Genomic DNA, 16,334 nt, shown 5'->3' with positions numbered 1-16,334 from the left:
GGACGGGCGCGGGGGTGAGGTCGAGGTCGGAGGCCTCGTCGTCGGAGAGATGGGCGTCCGGGTTCCGCTTCGCCCGTCGGCGGTCGTTGAGCAGGGCGAAGCCCGTCGCGCCGAAGTAGAGCGCGGTGATCGGCCCCGCCAGGGCCAGCATCGACACCGGGTCGGTCGGCGTCACCATCGCGGCGAAGATCGCGATACCCATGACCATGCCGCGCCACCAGCCGAGCATCCGCTCACCGGAGAGGACGCCGCCCCTGTTGAGGAGGATGAGCACAAGGGGCAGCTGGAAGGCGAAGCCGAACGCGAGCACCAGCTTCACGGAGATGTCGATCATGTCGTCGACGGTGATGTAGTTCGTCGAGCCGTCGATGCTGAAGCTGAGCAGGACGGGGACGGCGTGCGGCAGCACCCAGTAGGCGAGGTAGGCGCCGGTGAGGAACAACGGAGTGCCGAACACCACCGTGGACAGCGCGTACTTCTTCTCCTTGGCGTGCAACCCGGGGGCGAGGAAGGCCCACATCTGGTAGAGCCAGACCGGCGCCGCACCCACCAGGGCGGCGATCAGTGACACCTTGACGAAGGTCGTGAAGGGAGACGTCAGCCCCATCTGGGAGAGGACCGCACACCGTCCCTGCCGGGCGGCCGCCTCCAGCTCGGTCTTACACTGCGGCACGGGTTCGCTGATGAAGGCGATGATGTCCTTCGCGAAGAACAGCGCGACGATCATCAGCGGCACGATGGCCAGAAGGGCCTTGACCAGCCGGTTGCGCAACTCGCGCAGGTGTTCCACCAGGGGCATCCGCCCCTCGGGGTCCTTGGGCTTCTTGCGGGCGGACTTGAGCACCCCACGTCCTTAAGCGAAAAGGCGGATCTCGTGACGACCGGGCCTCCACGGGCCCGGTCAGGCGGCGGCGGGCCGCCGGAGCGTGCGGGGCGGTCAGCCCTGGTTCGTGCGGTTCGGCTCCTCCACCGGGCGGGAGCTGCTGACGTCGCCGGGGGCGGCCTGGATGGTGCGGGGCGCCGGGTCGGCCTGCTTGTCGCCCGCCTCGGAGGACTTGCTCGCCTCGGAGGACGAGGCGCCGTCCGTCTTCATCGCGGACGTCTCGCTCTTGAGGATGCGGAGCGACTTGCCCAGGCTGCGCGCGGCGTCCGGCAGTCGCTTCGCGCCGAAGATGAGCACGATGAGGGCGATGATGATGACCAGCTGCCACGGACCGATCTGACCGAACATATGTCTACCTTCTCACCGAGGCGGGGATACCGTTGTCGGCTGAGCGGCGAGTGCGCCCGATCAGCCCAGGGCCAGTTCATCGTAACGCGCGGCGGTAAACGCCTGGCAATGTGCGCGCGTACCGTGGCTGAAGCCCGTCGGCGGCCCGGCCAGGAGGCCACTTCTCAGTGCCGGCGTACCGCGTCGGCCCCGGCGGCGAGCGGTCCCGCGGCGCGCTCCAGGTCCTCGGCGGCGCGGGTGATCCGCTCGGAGCTGTCCGCCACCGCGCGGGAGAAGCGCCTCACCTCGAGGCCCACCCGTACGGCGAGCACCCCCAGCACGGCGATCCCGCAGAAGGCGAGCGTGACGAACAACATCGGCCAGAGCATGCCAGGAGCCTAGTGGACGGTTCAGCCGTCGTAGGCGGCGAGTGCCGCGCGGGCGGCGTCCCGGGCGGCGTCGGCCAGCTCGGGGGGCGAGACGATGTGGCCGTCGCGGCCCAGCCGCAGCGCGAGCCGGCGCAGCGACGCGGGGTCGGGGGTGCGCAGCGTGATGCGCAGACCGCCGTCGGGCAGCTCCTCGGCGCTGTCGTGCGGGTAGTACTCGGCGACCCACCGGCCGCCGGGGCCCACCTCGACGACCACCTCCGGGTCCTCGGGGGAGGGCTGCACCAGCCCGGCGGACAGGTCGCGCGGGGTGACGGCGGGCGGGTCGGCCGACTCGTCCAGCAGTCGGATCTCCGCCACCCGGTCGAGGCGGAAGGTCCGGCGCGCCTCGGAGAGCCGGCACCAGGCCTCCATGTAGGTGTGGCCGAGGACAAAAAGCCGGACGGGGTCGACCTCGCGCTCGGTCAGCTCGTCCCGGGAGGGCGAGTAGTAGCGCAGCCACAGCCGCCGGCGCTCGCTGATGGCCCGGTCGACCTCGGCGAAGACGCCGCCTTCGCTTTCGAAGGTCACCGAGACGCGGGAGCTGGCGCCGGCGTTCTCCCCGGCGGCCGCCTCCAGCTTGGCGGTGGCCCGTACCAGCGCCTCGCGGTCGCCCTCCCGCAGCCCGGGCAGCGTCGCCACCGCGCGGGCGGCGACCAGCAGCGCGGTCGCCTCGTCGGCGGCGAGCCGCAGCGGCGCGCCGCCGGAGGAGACGGCGTCGGCGTTGTGCCACCAGATGTGCTCACCGTCGGTGTCGATGTCCAGCAGGTCGCCGCCCCGGAAGCTGGTGCCGCACATGGGCAGCACGTTCAGGTCGGCGATCAGCTCCTCGGGCGTCACGCCGAAGGCCCGGGCGACGTCCTCGACGCGGGCGCCGGGGCGTTCCTTGAGGTAGGTCACCAGGGACAGCATCCGCCTGGTCTGGTCGATCGCGTTGCTCGCCATGTCCGGTGTCCTCTCAGCCCTTGGCCACGGCGCGCAGCCGGTCCACCACGTCGGCCCGCAGCTCCGCGGGTTCCAGCACCACCACGTCGGGGCCGAACTCGACCAGCCAGGCGTCCAGTCCGTGGCCGTGCGGGATCTCCAGCTCGTCCCAGTCCTCGCCGAGGTCGCGGACGTTCAGGGCGCGGGCGCGCAGCGGGTAGCCGCAGTCCTTGCGCAGCCGGATCCGGGCGGTGCCGGTGGCGCTCTCCCCCGCCCAGCGCTCCACGGTCTCGCGCACCCGGACCTGGTCGGGCACGGGCGCGGTGTACGCCCCGGCACGGGAGCGGACGGGCCCGGTGATCCGGGAGAGGCGGAAGACCCTGCTGTCGCCGCGGTCGCGGTCCCAGCCGGCGAGGTACCACTGGCCGCGCCAGCATTCCAGGGTCCAGGGCTCGACCTGGCGGCGCTCGGCGCTGGCCGCGTTGGACCTGCGGTAGGCGAAGACGACCGGGCGGCGGTCGCGGCAGGCCAGCATGAGCGGTTCGAACGCCGCCTCCCGCGCGGGGATGCGGGGTTCCAGGGCGGCGTAGGCGTCCTCGGGGCCGTCGTTCACCGGCATGCCTGCCACCCGGAGCTTCTGGAGCGCGCCGCAGGCGGCGCCGGCCAGCCGGGCCTGCTGCCACACCTTGGCGGCCAGTTGGAGGGCGGCGGCCTCCTCGGCGTCGAGGGAGATCGGCGGGAGCCGGTTGAGGTCGCGCCGCGCGTGGTAGCCGACCTCACCTTCGAAGTTCTCCACCGTCTCGATGAGCAGGCCGAGTTCGCGCAGATCGTCCTTGTCGCGCTCGAACATGCGGTTGAACGAGTCCTCGTTGCCCGCCTCCAGGTACGCCTCGATCGAGGACCGCAGCTCGCGCTTGGTCAGCGGTCGCGTCGTCCCCAGGAGGCACAGCGCCAGATTCATCAGCCGCTCGGCCTTGGCAATCGCCATGACGCCCTCTCTCCTGCCCGTCTCGATCGACGACCGTACCGCTACCGCGTTTCCCAGGACAAACACGGGACGGGAGCCCCCTACCCGTGGTAGGAGACTCCCGTCCGAGGTGGCACTGCCGTGCGGCGGCGCAGCCGTGAGCGGCGGTCGATCAGACGGAGACCAGGTCGCAGACGAAGATCAGCGTCTCGCCGGGCTTGATGACGTTGCCGGCGCCCGCGTCGCCGTACGCCAGGTGCGCCGGGATGGTCAGCCGCCGGCGGCCGCCGACCTTCATGCCCTGCACGCCGCGGTCCCAGCCGGCGATGACCTGGCCGACGCCGAGCTTGAACTGGAGCGGCTTGCCCCGGTTCCACGAGGCGTCGAACTCCTCGCCGGTGCTGAAGGCCACGCCCACGTAGTGCACGGAGACGGTGTCGCCCGCCTTGGCCTCCGGACCGTCGCCCTCCCAGATGTCGTTGATCTCCAGGTCGGCCGGCGGCTCGCCCTCGGGGAAGTCCACCTCGGGCTTGTCGATGTTCACGAAATCGCTCCCACAGGAATTTCTCGATCAGCTTGTCGGGCAAGTCTCGCAGACGCGGGTCAGACCTTGCCCACGATGTCGACGACGAAGATCAACGTGTTCTCCGCCAGCTCGCCGCCGGACTCGCCGTACGCCAGCTTCGGCGGGATGACCAGCTCGACGCGGTCGCCGACCCGCTTGCCGACCAGGCCCTGGTCCCAGCCCTGCACGACGGAGCCGGTGCCGATCTGGAAGGCGGTGGCGCCGTTGTGGTCCCAGGAGGCGTCGAACTTCTTGCCGTCCTCCCACTTGACGCCGGTGTACTGGACGATCAGCCCGTCGCCGGCCGCGACCTCGTCACCGGAGCCCTTGACCAGGACCTGCTCCTTGAGCTTGGTGGGGGCCTTCACACCCTTGGGGACGGTGATGTCGGCGGCCTTCTTGGAGTTGTACTTCACCTCGGGCATGCCGTCGGCCGGCTTGGCCTGGTCGCCCTCGACCTCCGCCTTGGCGTCCACCTTGTCCGCGCCGACGACGTCGATCACCCAGACGAGTCCGTCCTTGGGGTCGATGCCGGCCTGCGGGTTCAGGCCCTCGCCGACAACGGCCTCGGCCGTTCCCTCGACGGTGATGCGGCTGCCGGCCTTCTGGCCGAGCACCGCCTCCATGACGGGGTCGGGCAGTTCGCGGCTGGGCTGGCCGGCCTGCTGCACGAGTTGGCGGCGCGCCGTGCCCTCTTCCTCCGTCTCGCCCTCGGCGGGCCAGGTGCCGCCCAGCTCCTTGCCGTCCTTCATGGTGAAGCCGGCGAAGTCCAGGCGGATGAAGTCGCCCTTCTCGACCTTCTCGCCCTTGCCCTCGCTGACCGTCTGGACGACCGCCTCGTCGGCGGGCTTGGCGTCCGAATCGACCTCCACCTCCGGCTTCTCGCCGAACGCGCCGGACACCTTGACCTGCGAACCCGACGCGGCGTCGTTCTTGCTGTCGTCCGATCCGCAGGCCGTGGCGAACAGGCAGAGGGAGGCGGTCAACGCCGCGGCCGCGCGGCGTGTGCTCATGTTGAGTTTCATCAGTCCAACTCGGGCTCGGGGGTGGTCGACGGCCTTCACTCTACGACCCGTACCCGTGCCCGCACCCGCACCCGTGCCGGGTCCGCGGACGGCGAACCGGCGGCGGGCGCACCGCCGCCGGTTCGCCTCCGGACTCTGGAACCGTCACATGCCGGCGATCAGCTTCACCACCCTTTCGTCGACGGAGCGGAACGGGTCCTTGCACAGGACCGTGCGTTGTGCCTGGTCGTTGAGCTTCAGGTGGACCCAGTCGACGGTGAAGTCGCGGCGCTGCTCCTGGGCGCGGCGGATGAAGTCGCCGCGCAGCCGGGCCCTGGTGGTCTGCGGGGGCACCGACTTCGCCTCGAAGATCTTGAGGTCGTTGCAGACGCGCTTGGCCTGGCCCTTGCGTTCCAGCAGGTAGTACAGGCCGCGGCGGCGGTGGATGTCGTGGTAGGCGAGGTCTATCTGGGCCACCCGGGGGTTGGACATGCTCATGTTGTGCTTGGCCCGGTAGCGCTCGATGAGCTGGTACTTCATGACCCAGTCGATCTCGGAGCCGATCCGGTCCAGGTCCTGCTCCCGCACCGCCTCCAGGGTGCGGCCCCACAGCTCCAGGACCTGCTCGGTCAGCCCGGTGCGGATGCCGCGGCGGTCGCAGAAGTCGGCGGCCTTCTCGTAGTACTCCTGCTGGACCTCCAGCGCGGAGGCCTCCCGGCCGCTGGCCAACCGGACCTTGCGCTGCCCGGTGGTGTCGTGGCTGACCTCGCGGATGGCCCGGATCGGGTTCTCCAGGGTGAGGTCGCGCATGACCGTGCCCGCCTCGATCATGCGCAGCACGAGGTCGGTGGCGCCGACCTTCAGCAGCATGGTCGTCTCGGACATGTTGGAGTCGCCGACGATCACGTGCAGCCGGCGGTAGCGCTCGGCGTCGGCGTGCGGCTCGTCGCGGGTGTTGATGATCGGACGGGAGCGGGTGGTCGCCGAGCTGACCCCCTCCCAGATGTGCTCGGCGCGCTGACTGACGCAGTAGACGGCGCCGCGCGGCGTCTGGAGCACCTTGCCGGCGCCGCAGATGAGCTGCCGGGTGACGAGGAACGGGATGAGGACGTCGGCGAGCCGGGAGAACTCGCCGTGGCGGGCCACGAGGTAGTTCTCGTGGCAGCCGTAGGAGTTGCCGGCGGAGTCGGTGTTGTTCTTGAACAGGTAGACGTCGCCGGCGATGCCCTCCTCGTGCAGCCGGCGTTCGGCGTCGACGAGGAGCCCCTCGAGAATGCGCTCGCCCGCCTTGTCGTGGGTGACCAGCTCGGTCACGTTGTCGCACTCCGGAGTGGCGTACTCCGGGTGCGAGCCCACGTCGAGGTAGAGACGGGCGCCGTTGCGCAGGAACACGTTGCTAGAGCGGCCCCATGACACGACACGGCGGAAGAGGTACCGCGCCACCTCGTCTGGGGACAGCCGCCGCTGACCCCGGAACGTGCATGTGACGCCGTACTCGTTCTCCAGCCCGAAGATTCGGCGGTCCATGCATGAACATTACGCCTGATGACGTGATCTGAAACCGGGTTCGCTCGGGCGGTTCGTTTCGTTTTCCCCGGTGGCGCCCGGGGCGGAGGGCGGTGTGAGGACCTGAGCGGTGTCCGGCGTGGCGGGCTCTCGCGGTTCCGACAGCGCGCGGCGGGTCGCCAGCAGGACCAGCAGCGCGGCCGCGCCCGCGGCGCCCGGGACGACAAACCCTCCGACGACGCCGCCGCCCTCGATGGCGGGTCCGACCACCGCGGTGCCCAGTGCCGCGCCCACGCCGAAGGTGGTGACCAGCCAGGAGAACGCCTCGGTGACCGTGCCCCGCGGCGCGTGGCGGTCGACCACCACGAAGGCGCAGCTGAGCGCCGGGGCGAGGAAGAGCCCGGCCAGGCAGGCCAGCGCGGTCATCGCGAGGTACCCGGGTACCAGCAGCAGCGGCAGGTAGCCGACCGCCAGCAGTCCGATGAGGACCCGCAGCCGCGGCTCGGGCGGGCCGGCCCAGTCCCGGGCGCCGTAGGCGAGGCCGCCGACCAGCGCGCCGAAGCCGATGCCGGACATGAGCAGTGCGTAGACGAGGTTGGTGCCGACGCCGTGCTCGCCGTCGGCGTAGGCCACGGCGGCGACGGTGATGGAGCCGAGCGCCATCCCGACGAAGAGGAACGCGCCGAGCAGCGCCAGCAGTCCGGGGGAGCGCAGGGCGCCCAGCCAGTGCGCCTCGCGCGGGGCGCTGCGCCACTTCCGGGAGGGCTCCGAGGCGACCACCGAGAGGGCGCCCAGCACGCCGATCACGTTGATCACCAGCAGGGCGCCGGCCTCGGACCACAGGGCAACGGCAAGCGTCACCACCAGCGGGCCGATGGTGAACATGACCTCCTGGGCGACGGAGTCGAGCGCGTAGGCCCGGTGCACCCGGTCCTGCCGGCCCAGGACGCTGGGCCACAGCGCCCGCAGGCCGCCCTCCAGCGGCGGGGTGAACAGCCCGGCGACGAGCACGGCGGCCGCCGCGAGCGCGAGCGGTTCGATGCCGATCGCCGCGAACGCCAGCATGCCGAGCGCGGAGAGGAGCGCCGCCGGGAGCATCACGCGGGGCTGGCCGACGAGGTCGACAGCCCGGCCGAGGAGCGGCTGGCCGACGGCGGTGGCCAGCCCGTAGACGGTGGCGAGCACTCCGGCGAGCGTGTAACTGCCGCCCTCGGAGCGGACGAACAGGACGATGGCGACGTGCGCGGTCGCGTTCGGCAGGCGCCCGACCAGGGTGCCCAGCAGCAGCCGGGTGACGTGCCGTGCGCGCAGCAGTTCGGCGTAGCCGGTGCCCGACCGCGCTGTCCCGCTCATCCAACCCTCCAGGTGTTACGTATAACGTGCTGCCGTCATACGTACCATGACGGCGTCCCGAGGTCCAACGGAAAACAGCCGGAGCGCGTGTGAGCACTTCCTCCCCACGGCCCACCAGCCGCGACGTCGCCAAGGCCGCCGGGGTCTCCCAGGCCACGGTCTCCCTGGTGCTCGGGGACAAGTGGCGGGGCCGGGTCTCCCCGCGCACGGCGGACGCCGTCCGGGCGGCCGCCGACCGCCTCGGCTACCGGCCCAACCTCGCCGCCCGAAGCCTGCGTACCGGGAGCACCCGCACCGCGCTGCTGGTCGTACCAGCCCTGACCAGCGACTTCTTCGCCCAGGTCCATCTCGGCGCGGCCGAGGTGGCGGCCGAGCACGACTTCGGCGTGGTGCTCTACCCCTCCCCCGAGGGTATCGGGCCGGCGCGGGACCCGTTCAGCTCCGCACGGGCGGCGCTCGACGGCGTCATCGCCTCGTCGATGGCCGCGGAGGCGCTGACCGGGCTCCAGCGCGGCGGGCTCCAGGGAGGCGGGCTGCCGCTGGTGATGCTCGACAGCGAACCCGGCTCCACGCCCGCGGCGGGCACGGTGAACCTGGCGATCGCCGACGGCATACGGCAGGTGGCCGACCACCTGCTGGGGCTGGGCCACCGGCGGGTCGCACACCTGGCGGCGGCCGTGCCCAGCTGGACCTTCGACGAGCGGGCGGCGAGCCTCACCCGTGCGCTGACGGACGCGGGCGCGCCGCCGCCGACACGCCGCGCGGCGCGCTTGGACGTGGCCGACGGGCTTCGCGCGGCCCTGGAGCTGTTGGAGGCCGCTCCCCGCCCCACGGCCGTCGTCTGCGACGACGACCTGCTGGCGGCCGGCGCCTACAAGGCGGCCCGCCGGCTGGGCCTACGGGTGCCCGAGGACGTGTCGGTGACGGGCTTCGACGATCTTCCGCTCGCCGTCGCCCTGGAACCGGAGCTGACCACCGTGCGCCTGCCCGCCCGGGAGGTGGGCGCTGCGGGCATGCGGGCGCTGCTGGCCGTGCTGGACGGCCAGGACCCCGGTACGGCCGTACTGCCGGTGAGCCTGGTACGGCGGGGCTCCTGCGCCCCGCCGCCAAGCGGCTGATCCGCTCGGGCCGACCGCGCGGCTTCGCCTGACGTGACCGCGCGGGCGGTGGTCACGTCAGGCGTCGGACCCGCGCGCCGGTCAGGACCCGGTGGTGTCGGGGCCCGTGGTGTCGGGGCCCGTGGTGTCGGGGCCCGTCGTGTCGGGGCCCGTGCCGCCGGTCGCCGTGTCGTCGGGCTCGGCGTCGCCGTCGGTGTCGGAGGCCGCGACCTCCGAGGCGTCCGCGGTCGTCGCGCCCGGGTCGAGCAGCCGGGCCAGCTGCCGCCCGAGCACCCGCTTGAACTTGCGCTGCTGCGGCCGGCCGCGGTCCAGCACCGCCACTTCGAGCTGGTCTGCGGTCAGCGTGCGCTCGCCGCCGTTGTTGTCCCGGCCCAGCGCCTCCACGGCGAGCTTCAGCGCCTCGGGGAGCGTCATGTCGTCGCGGTGCCGCTGGTCGAGGTAGGAGCCGATCTGGTCGGAGTTCCCACCGACCGCGACGGAGCCGTGCTCGTCGACGATGGAGCCGTCGTGCGGCAGCCGGTAGATCTGGTCGTCCTTCGGCGCCTCGCCGACCTCCGCGACGATCAGCTCCACCTCGTAGGGCTTCTCGGCGCCGCTGGAGAAGATCGTGCCGAGCGTCTGGGCGTAGACGTTGGCCAGCCCGCGCGCGGTGACGTCGTTGCGGTGGTAGGTGTAGCCGCGCAGGTCGGCGTAGCGGACGCCGCCGATGCGCAGGTTCTCGAACTCGTTGTACTTGCCGACCGCCGCGAACGCGATGCGGTCGTAGATCTCGCTCACCTTGTGCAGCGCCCGCGACGGGTTCTCCGCGACGAAGAGGATGCCCTCGGTGTACTGGAGCACCACCACACTGCGGCCGCGCGCGATGCCCTTGCGGGCGTACTCGGCGCGATCCGCCATGGCCTGCTGGGGCGATACGTAGAACGGCGTGGACACCGGCGTTCCCGTCCCTTCCTGTGCTTAGAGAACCGGGGCCTGGGGCCCGTTGGGGTGCTGGAGGCGGCCTTCGTGGATCGAGCGGGCGATCTCCGACACCTCGGACTCGGTGAGCCGCGCGTAGCCGTCCTCGGTGATCACCGCGACGACCGGGTAGATGCGCCGGGTGAGGTCGGGGCCGCCGGTGGCGGAGTCGTCGTCGGCGGCGTCGTAGAGGGCCTGCACGGCGACCGTGGCGGCCTGCTCGCGGGAGAGGTCGCCCCGGTGGAGCTTCTTGAGCGAGCCCCGCGCGAAGACCGAGCCGGAGCCCACCGCGGCGAAGCCCAGCTCCTCGGAGCGGCCGCCGGTGACGTCGTAGGAGAAGATCCGGCCCTGGTCGCGGTCGGTGTCGTAGCCGACGAAGAGCGGGACGACCGCGAGGCCCTGCATGGCCATGCCGAGGTTGCTGCGGATCATGGTGGACAGGCGGTTCGCCTTGCCCTCGAGCGAGAGCTGCGCGCCCTCGACCTTCTCGAAGTGCTCCAGCTCCAGCTGGAAGAGCTTGACCATCTCGATCGCGAGGCCGGCCGTGCCGGCGATGCCGACCGCCGAGTACTCGTCGGCGGGGAAGACCTTCTCGATGTCGCGCTGGGCGATCATGTTGCCCATGGTCGCCCGACGGTCGCCGGCGAGTACCACGCCGCCGGGGAAGGTCGCCGCGACGATCGTCGTGCCGTGCGGCGCCTGCACCGCCCCCTGCACGGGCGGCAGCGGCCGGTTGCCGGGGAGCTGCTCCGGCGCGTGCTCGGCCAGGAAGTCCATGAACGAGGACGAGCCGGGCGTCAGGAAGGCGGCCGGTAGACGCCCGGTGCTACCAATGTTGGCTTCCACGCGTTTCCTTCCACGTATGCGGCCGCGGGCGGCGGCCGGGAACCTGGGACCGCCCGGTCCGAACCGCGACCGGGACGGGTGCTGCCTCGGACCCTACCCGCACGTTGATCGAGTTCCACCCCGTTCGGGTGAGCTTCCGCGAGCTGCGAACAGCCCGGTAACCCGGCCGAGCCGCCGGGCGCGCGCGTCGGACGGCGACGCGGGCGTCGAGACCGCCGCGCCGCCGTGGGCCGGGAGGGGCCGGCCGCCCCGGCGCCGGTGGGACCGGCGCCGGGGCGGAGCGTCGCCGCTTACTGGCCGCCCTTCTGCACGAAGCTCCGGACGAAGTCCTCCGCGTTCTCCTCGAGGACGTCGTCGATCTCGTCGAGGACGGAGTCCACGTCGTCGGAAAGGGCCTCCTGGCGTTCCTTGAGGTCTTCCGAGACCGTCGCGTCCTGGGTCTGCTCCTCGGTTTCCTCGGTCGAACGAGTCGCCCGCTGCTGTCCGCCGCCGGTGTCCTTGGTCGCCATCTACCTCACCCCGCTCGGATTCGACGTTCAAGATCAGACCCTATAAGCAGGGACTGACATTCGGCCCTTCATTTCCTCAAAGCTCTCGAACCACCTCGTTGATTCCCGGGACACGCCGATCGGAACCTCCGAGATCGACTCCGGTTCGATCACCCGCGCCCCACCTGCCGCGGAGCGCGCCCGTCACCTGCCGGAGGGGACCCGTCATCTGCCGGAGAGAGCGCGGACCAGTTCCTCCGCCGTCTCGCAGCGGTCGAGCAGCGCCTCCACGTGCTTGCGGGTGCCGCGCAGCGGCTCCAGCGTGGGGACCCGCTGGAGCGAGTCGCGCCCGGGGAGGTCGAAGATCACCGAGTCCCAGGAGGCGGCCGCCACGTCGTCGGCGTACTGCTCCAGGCAGCGCCCCCGGAAGTACGCCCTGGTGTCCTCCGGCGGCTTGCCGCAGGCCCGCCGCACGTCCTCCTCGGTCACCAGCCTGGCCATCCTGCCCCGGGCGGCCAGACGGTTGTACAGGCCCTTGTCGGGCCGTACGTCGGCGTACTGGAGGTCCACCAGGTGGAGCCGGGCGGCGTCCCAGTCCAGTCCGTCCCGCCGGCGGTAGCCCTCCATGAGCTCCAGTTTGGCCACCCAGTCCAGCTCGCCCGACAGGCTCATCGGGTCCCGCTCCAGCCGGCCCAGCACGTCCTCCCAGCGGGCGAGCACGTCCTTCGTCTGCTCGTCGGCGTCGGCGCCCCAGCGCTCGTCCACGTATTTCCTGGCCAGCTCGTAGTACTCCATCTGGAGCTGGACGCCGGTGAGTGTGCGGCCGCTGCGCAGCGTGACCAGCTGGCGCAGCGAGGGGTCGTGGCTGACCTGGTGCAGGGTGCGCACGGGCTGGTCGACGGCCAGGTCGACGGCGATGAAGTTGTCCTCGATCATGGCCAGGACCAGCGAGGTCGTGCCCAGCTTGAGGTATGTGGAGATCTCCGAGAGGTTGGCGTCGCCGATGATCACATGGAGGCGGCGGTACTTCTCGGCGTCCGAGTGCGGCTCGTCCCGGGTGTTGATGATGGGGCGCTTGAGCGTCGTCTCCAGGCCGACCTCGACCTCGAAGTAGTCCGCCCGCTGGCTGATCTGGAAGCCGTGCGCGCCGCCGTCCTGCCCGATGCCGACCCGGCCCGCGCCGCAGACGACCTGGCGGGAGACGAAGAACGGCGTCAGGTGCCGCACGATGTCGGAGAACGGCGTCTCCCGCTTCATCAGGTAGTTCTCGTGGGTGCCGTAGGAGGCGCCCTTGTTGTCGGTGTTGTTCTTGTAGAGGAGGATCGGCTGGGCCCCGGGGACCTCACCGGCCCGGACGGCGGCCTCGGCCATGATCCGCTCGCCCGCCTTGTCCCACAGGACGGCGTCCAGCGGGTTGGTGACCTCGGGCGCGCTGTACTCCGGGTGGGCGTGGTCCACGTAGAGCCGGGCGCCGTTGGTGAGGATGACGTTCGCCAGACCGATGTCCTCGTCGGTGAGCTGGCTGGCGTCGGCGGACTCGCGCGCCAGGTCGAAGCCGCGGGCGTCCCGCAGCGGGTTCTCCTCCTCGAAGTCCCACCGCGCGCGGCGGGCCCGGTGCATCGCCGCCGCGTAGGCGTTGACGACCTGGGAGGAGGTGAGCATCGCGTTGGCGTTGGGATGCCCAGGCACGGAGATGCCGTACTCCGTCTCGATGCCCATTACTCGCCGTACGGTCATGCGGCCCTCCTCGCCACACCCCGGCTCGTCGTCGGACCGGGGCCACAGTCCGCTGCGCGCGTCCGTCCGGTGCGGCGGAAACTCCGACACCGGGCGTTCTCGGCGCCTGCCAGGAAAGCCTAGGACGCCTTCGGCCGAGTCGGTAATCACCGGGCGGGCCGCGCCTGCAAAAAGAGCGCTGCGCGAACAGGCGCTCCCTGGAAAAGCTGGTGGGAAATGTTCCGGCTGCGGCAGCCCGGGACGGGCGGCCGCAGCCGGACGGGGTTGTCGCTACAGGTACTGACCGGTGTTCGCCACCGTGTCGATCGACCTGCCGGTGTCCGCGCCCTGCTTTCCGGTGACAAGCGTGCGGATGAACACGATCCGCTCGCCCTTCTTTCCGGAGATCCGGGCCCAGTCGTCCGGGTTGGTGGTGTTGGGCAGGTCCTCGTTCTCCTTGAACTCGTCGACGCAGGCGGCGAGCAGGTGGGAGACGCGCAGACCCTTCTGGTTCTGGTCGAGGAACGCCTTGATGGCCATCTTCTTGGCGCGGTCGACGATGTTCTGGATCATCGCCCCGGAGTTGAAGTCCTTGAAGTACAGGACCTCCTTGTCACCGTTGGCGTAGGTGACCTCCAGGAAGCGGTTCTCCTCGGACTCGGCGTACATCTGCTCCACGACCGACTGGATCATGGCCGCCACCGCCGCCTGGCCGTCCCCGCCGTGCTCGGCGAGGTCGTCGGCGTGGATGGGCAGTCGGTGCGTGAGGTACTTGGAGAAGATGTCCTTGGCCGCCTCGGCGTCCGGACGCTCGATCTTGATCTTCACGTCCAGCCGGCCGGGACGGAGGATGGCCGGGTCGATCATGTCCTCGCGGTTGGAGGCGCCGATGACGATGACGTTCTCCAGGCCCTCCACACCGTCGATCTCCGAGAGCAGCTGCGGGACGATGGTGTTCTCCACGTCCGAGCTGACGCCGGAGCCGCGGGTGCGGAAGAGGGAGTCCATCTCGTCGAAGAAGACGATGACGGGCGTGCCCTCGCTGGCCTTCTCCCTCGCCCGCTGGAAGACCAGGCGGATATGCCGCTCGGTCTCGCCGACGTACTTGTTGAGCAGCTCGGGGCCCTTGATGTTGAGGAAGAAGCTCTTGCCGGCGGGCTGGCCGGTCACCTCGGCGACCTTCTTGGCCAGCGAGTTCGCGACCGCCTTGGCGATGAGCGTCTTGCCGCAGCCGGGCGGGCCGTACAGCAGCACGCCCTTGGGCGGCCGCAGCTCGTGCTCCTTGAACAGGTCGGGGTAGAGGTACGGGAGCTCGACCGCGTCCCGGATCAGCTCGATCTGGCCACCGAGCCCGCCGATCCGGGTGTAGTCGATGTCCGGCACCTCTTCGAGGACGAGCTCCTCGACCTCGCTCTTGGGCACCACCTCGTACACGTAGCCCGAGCGGGGATCCAGCAGGAGGGCGTCGCCCGCCCGCAGCGTCGTGTGCAGCAGGGGTTCGGCGAGCTTGACCACCCGCTCCTCGTCGGTGTGCGCGACGACCAGGGCACGCTCCCGGTCCTCCAGCACCTCCTTGAGCGTGACGATGTCGCCGGCGCGCTCGAACTCCATCGCCTCGACGACGTTGAGCGCTTCGTTCAGCATCAGCTCCTGGCCGCGCTGGAGGTCCTCCAGCTCGACACTCGGGCTGACGTTCACCCGCAGCTTCCGGCCGCCGGTGAAGATGTCGGCGGTGCCGTCCTCGTTGGCCTGGAGGAAGACGCCGAAGCCGGCGGGCGGCTGGGCCAGCCGGTCGACCTCCTCCTTCAGGGCCACGATCTGGTCGCGGGCCTCACGCAGGGTGTTGGCCAGTCTCTCGTTCTGCGCGGAGACGCCGGCCAGGTTGGTCTGGAGCTCGACGATCCGCTCCTCGAGAATCCGAGTATGCCGCGGAGAGTCGGCGAGCTTGCGGCGCAGGACGGCGATCTCCTGCTCAAGGTAGGCAACCTGCGCGGCCGGGTCCTCAGAGCCCCGACCGGGCCGGGTGCCGCGGTTGATGTCGTCGTCGTGGGCTGCCACGGTCCTCACCTCCTCCAGGGGGAGCTGGACGCTTCCAGACCCTACCTGGGCCTGCGGCGGTTGAAACCCCTAGATCACAAAGACTGTCGGGGTGTGTCTGATCTTCACCCTTGCGCGCTCCCTCACGCCAGGTGAATACCCACTTCCACGACGTCCGAACAACATCGTTTCCGAGCCGGTTGTAAGGTCGATGTGGTCAACACCCGTCAGGGCTGGCTCCAATTGGCACCCACGCAGGAAACGGCAGGCGACATGACCGTGCAGGACGACACCGCTACCGGCGAGCTCGAGGTCTGGATCGACCAGGACCTGTGCACCGGTGACGGGATCTGTGCCCAGTACGCGCCTGAGGTCTTCGAGCTGGACATCGACGGCCTGGCCTACGTCAAGGACGCCGACGACGAGCTGCGGACGGAGGCCGGGGCGACGGTACCGGTGCCGCTCCCGCTGCTGAAGGACGTCGTGGATTCGGCCAGGGAGTGCCCGGGCGAGTGCATCCACGTGCGCCGTGCCGCGGACGGCGTCGAGGTCTACGGCCCCGACGCCGACTGATCACCTCGGAGCCGGGCCCCGGCGTCAGACCGCCGTGGCGGACGGGGACGCCAGCACCGCGAACCGGCCGTCCCGCCAGCCCCAGCTCACCTCGCGCTCGAGGTCCGGGCAGCAGCGCGGCACGTCGTCGGAGGAGTAGCCGCGCACGGTGGCCGTCATCCCGCCGCGCCGCACCGCCAGGTCGTCCACGGTGAGTTGGTCCTCCGGCTCGACGAGCGTGGCGACGATCCGGGGCGCGCCGCCGGCGGCCGGGTGGCCGAGTACGTAGACCCCGCTGGGCGGGGTGCCGGTCCCGGTGGCGCAGCGGACGACGGCGACCGTCTCGGTCGAGCCGTCGCCGTCGAAGTCGGCGGCGGCGGAGTGCGCCACGCCGACCTTCCAGGGCCCGCAGTCGAGCGGGTACGCGGCCTTCTTCGGATCCGGTCCCGGCGAGGCGGTGGTGACGGGTGAGGTGCTGGCCGTCGCGCCCGCCGGCTGGACGACGGCGGTCACCCCCACGACGGCGGCCAGCGCGGCGGCCGTGCCGAGCCAGTGCGTGAGGCGGCTGCGGGTGTGCGGGAGGGGCGGGCCTGCCGTGGGCTGCACGGGAGAGGTCTCCTGGTGGCCGGGTGACGGGGGTGCCCGCATGGTGCCACACGTCACACG

General features: G+C 71.1%; 17 protein-coding genes. 2 read left to right on the top strand and 15 right to left on the bottom strand.

Going from position 1 to position 16,334, the window contains the following annotated elements:
• The 9 genes from tatC to GL263_RS07730 all read right to left on the bottom strand — a co-directional run.
• A partial coding sequence (gene tatC, locus GL263_RS07770) for a twin-arginine translocase subunit TatC (protein WP_182854853.1) occupies positions 1–844 on the bottom strand: 844 nt, incomplete at its 3' end.
• Between the two features lie 93 nt (positions 845–937).
• Positions 938–1,231: a Sec-independent protein translocase subunit TatA gene (gene tatA, locus GL263_RS07765; protein WP_182854852.1), complete on the bottom strand. Its 294-nt coding sequence runs from the start codon at positions 1,229–1,231 to the stop codon at positions 938–940.
• 164 nt (positions 1,232–1,395) lie between these two features.
• Positions 1,396–1,599: a hypothetical protein gene (locus tag GL263_RS07760; protein ID WP_143646902.1), complete on the bottom strand. Its 204-nt coding sequence runs from the start codon at positions 1,597–1,599 to the stop codon at positions 1,396–1,398.
• A gap of 21 nt (positions 1,600–1,620) precedes the next feature.
• Complete coding sequence (locus tag GL263_RS07755) at positions 1,621–2,580, bottom strand: helix-turn-helix transcriptional regulator (RefSeq protein ID WP_182854851.1); 960 nt, start codon at positions 2,578–2,580, stop codon at positions 1,621–1,623.
• A gap of 13 nt (positions 2,581–2,593) precedes the next feature.
• Complete coding sequence (locus tag GL263_RS07750) at positions 2,594–3,547, bottom strand: helix-turn-helix transcriptional regulator (protein WP_182854850.1); 954 nt, start codon at positions 3,545–3,547, stop codon at positions 2,594–2,596.
• 151 nt (positions 3,548–3,698) lie between these two features.
• The gene (locus GL263_RS07745) at positions 3,699–4,070 is read right to left on the bottom strand and encodes an FKBP-type peptidyl-prolyl cis-trans isomerase (RefSeq protein ID WP_182854849.1); all 372 of its coding nucleotides are present in this window, start codon (positions 4,068–4,070) and stop codon (positions 3,699–3,701) included.
• A gap of 59 nt (positions 4,071–4,129) precedes the next feature.
• Positions 4,130–5,104: an FKBP-type peptidyl-prolyl cis-trans isomerase gene (locus tag GL263_RS07740; protein ID WP_228456216.1), complete on the bottom strand. Its 975-nt coding sequence runs from the start codon at positions 5,102–5,104 to the stop codon at positions 4,130–4,132.
• Positions 5,105–5,260: 156 nt separating this feature from the next.
• Complete coding sequence (gene pafA / locus GL263_RS07735) at positions 5,261–6,622, bottom strand: Pup--protein ligase (protein WP_182854847.1); 1,362 nt, start codon at positions 6,620–6,622, stop codon at positions 5,261–5,263.
• 9 nt (positions 6,623–6,631) lie between these two features.
• The gene (locus tag GL263_RS07730; protein WP_182854846.1) at positions 6,632–7,954 is read right to left on the bottom strand and encodes an MFS transporter; all 1,323 of its coding nucleotides are present in this window, start codon (positions 7,952–7,954) and stop codon (positions 6,632–6,634) included.
• Between the two features lie 89 nt (positions 7,955–8,043).
• On the opposite strand from GL263_RS07730, the gene GL263_RS07725 reads away from it, so the two are divergent.
• Entirely contained in the window at positions 8,044–9,072 is a 1,029-nt protein-coding gene (locus GL263_RS07725) for a LacI family DNA-binding transcriptional regulator (RefSeq protein ID WP_182854845.1), read from the top strand.
• An 81-nt stretch (positions 9,073–9,153) separates the two neighbouring features.
• Here GL263_RS07725 and prcA read toward each other — a convergent pair whose 3' ends face one another.
• From prcA to arc, 5 genes are all read right to left on the bottom strand, one after another.
• The gene (prcA, locus tag GL263_RS07720; protein WP_323379290.1) at positions 9,154–10,005 is read right to left on the bottom strand and encodes a proteasome subunit alpha; all 852 of its coding nucleotides are present in this window, start codon (positions 10,003–10,005) and stop codon (positions 9,154–9,156) included.
• Positions 10,006–10,029: 24 nt separating this feature from the next.
• Positions 10,030–10,875 (bottom strand): proteasome subunit beta, encoded by an 846-nt coding sequence (gene prcB, locus GL263_RS07715; RefSeq protein WP_182854844.1) that lies wholly within the window; start codon positions 10,873–10,875, stop codon positions 10,030–10,032.
• 290 nt (positions 10,876–11,165) lie between these two features.
• The gene (locus GL263_RS07710; RefSeq protein WP_182854843.1) at positions 11,166–11,384 is read right to left on the bottom strand and encodes a ubiquitin-like protein Pup; all 219 of its coding nucleotides are present in this window, start codon (positions 11,382–11,384) and stop codon (positions 11,166–11,168) included.
• Between the two features lie 204 nt (positions 11,385–11,588).
• Complete coding sequence (dop, locus tag GL263_RS07705; RefSeq protein WP_182854842.1) at positions 11,589–13,100, bottom strand: depupylase/deamidase Dop; 1,512 nt, start codon at positions 13,098–13,100, stop codon at positions 11,589–11,591.
• A 270-nt stretch (positions 13,101–13,370) separates the two neighbouring features.
• Complete coding sequence (arc, locus tag GL263_RS07700; RefSeq protein ID WP_182854841.1) at positions 13,371–15,137, bottom strand: proteasome ATPase; 1,767 nt, start codon at positions 15,135–15,137, stop codon at positions 13,371–13,373.
• A gap of 252 nt (positions 15,138–15,389) precedes the next feature.
• Between arc and GL263_RS07695 the strand changes: the two genes are divergently transcribed.
• Entirely contained in the window at positions 15,390–15,689 is a 300-nt protein-coding gene (locus tag GL263_RS07695) for a ferredoxin (RefSeq protein WP_182854840.1), read from the top strand.
• Between the two features lie 24 nt (positions 15,690–15,713).
• Here GL263_RS07695 and GL263_RS07690 read toward each other — a convergent pair whose 3' ends face one another.
• On the bottom strand, positions 15,714–16,274 hold the full coding sequence (locus GL263_RS07690) for a hypothetical protein (RefSeq protein WP_182854839.1): 561 nt from the start codon (positions 16,272–16,274) through the stop codon (positions 15,714–15,716).
• Positions 16,275–16,334: the final 60 nt, after the last annotated feature.

It is taken from the genome of Streptomyces durbertensis, assembly GCF_014156695.1.
Taxonomy (GTDB): Bacteria; Actinomycetota; Actinomycetes; order Streptomycetales; family Streptomycetaceae; genus Streptomyces; species Streptomyces durbertensis.
Note: the sequence above shows the minus strand (reverse complement) of the source record. Positions and strands in the feature narration are given on the sequence as shown.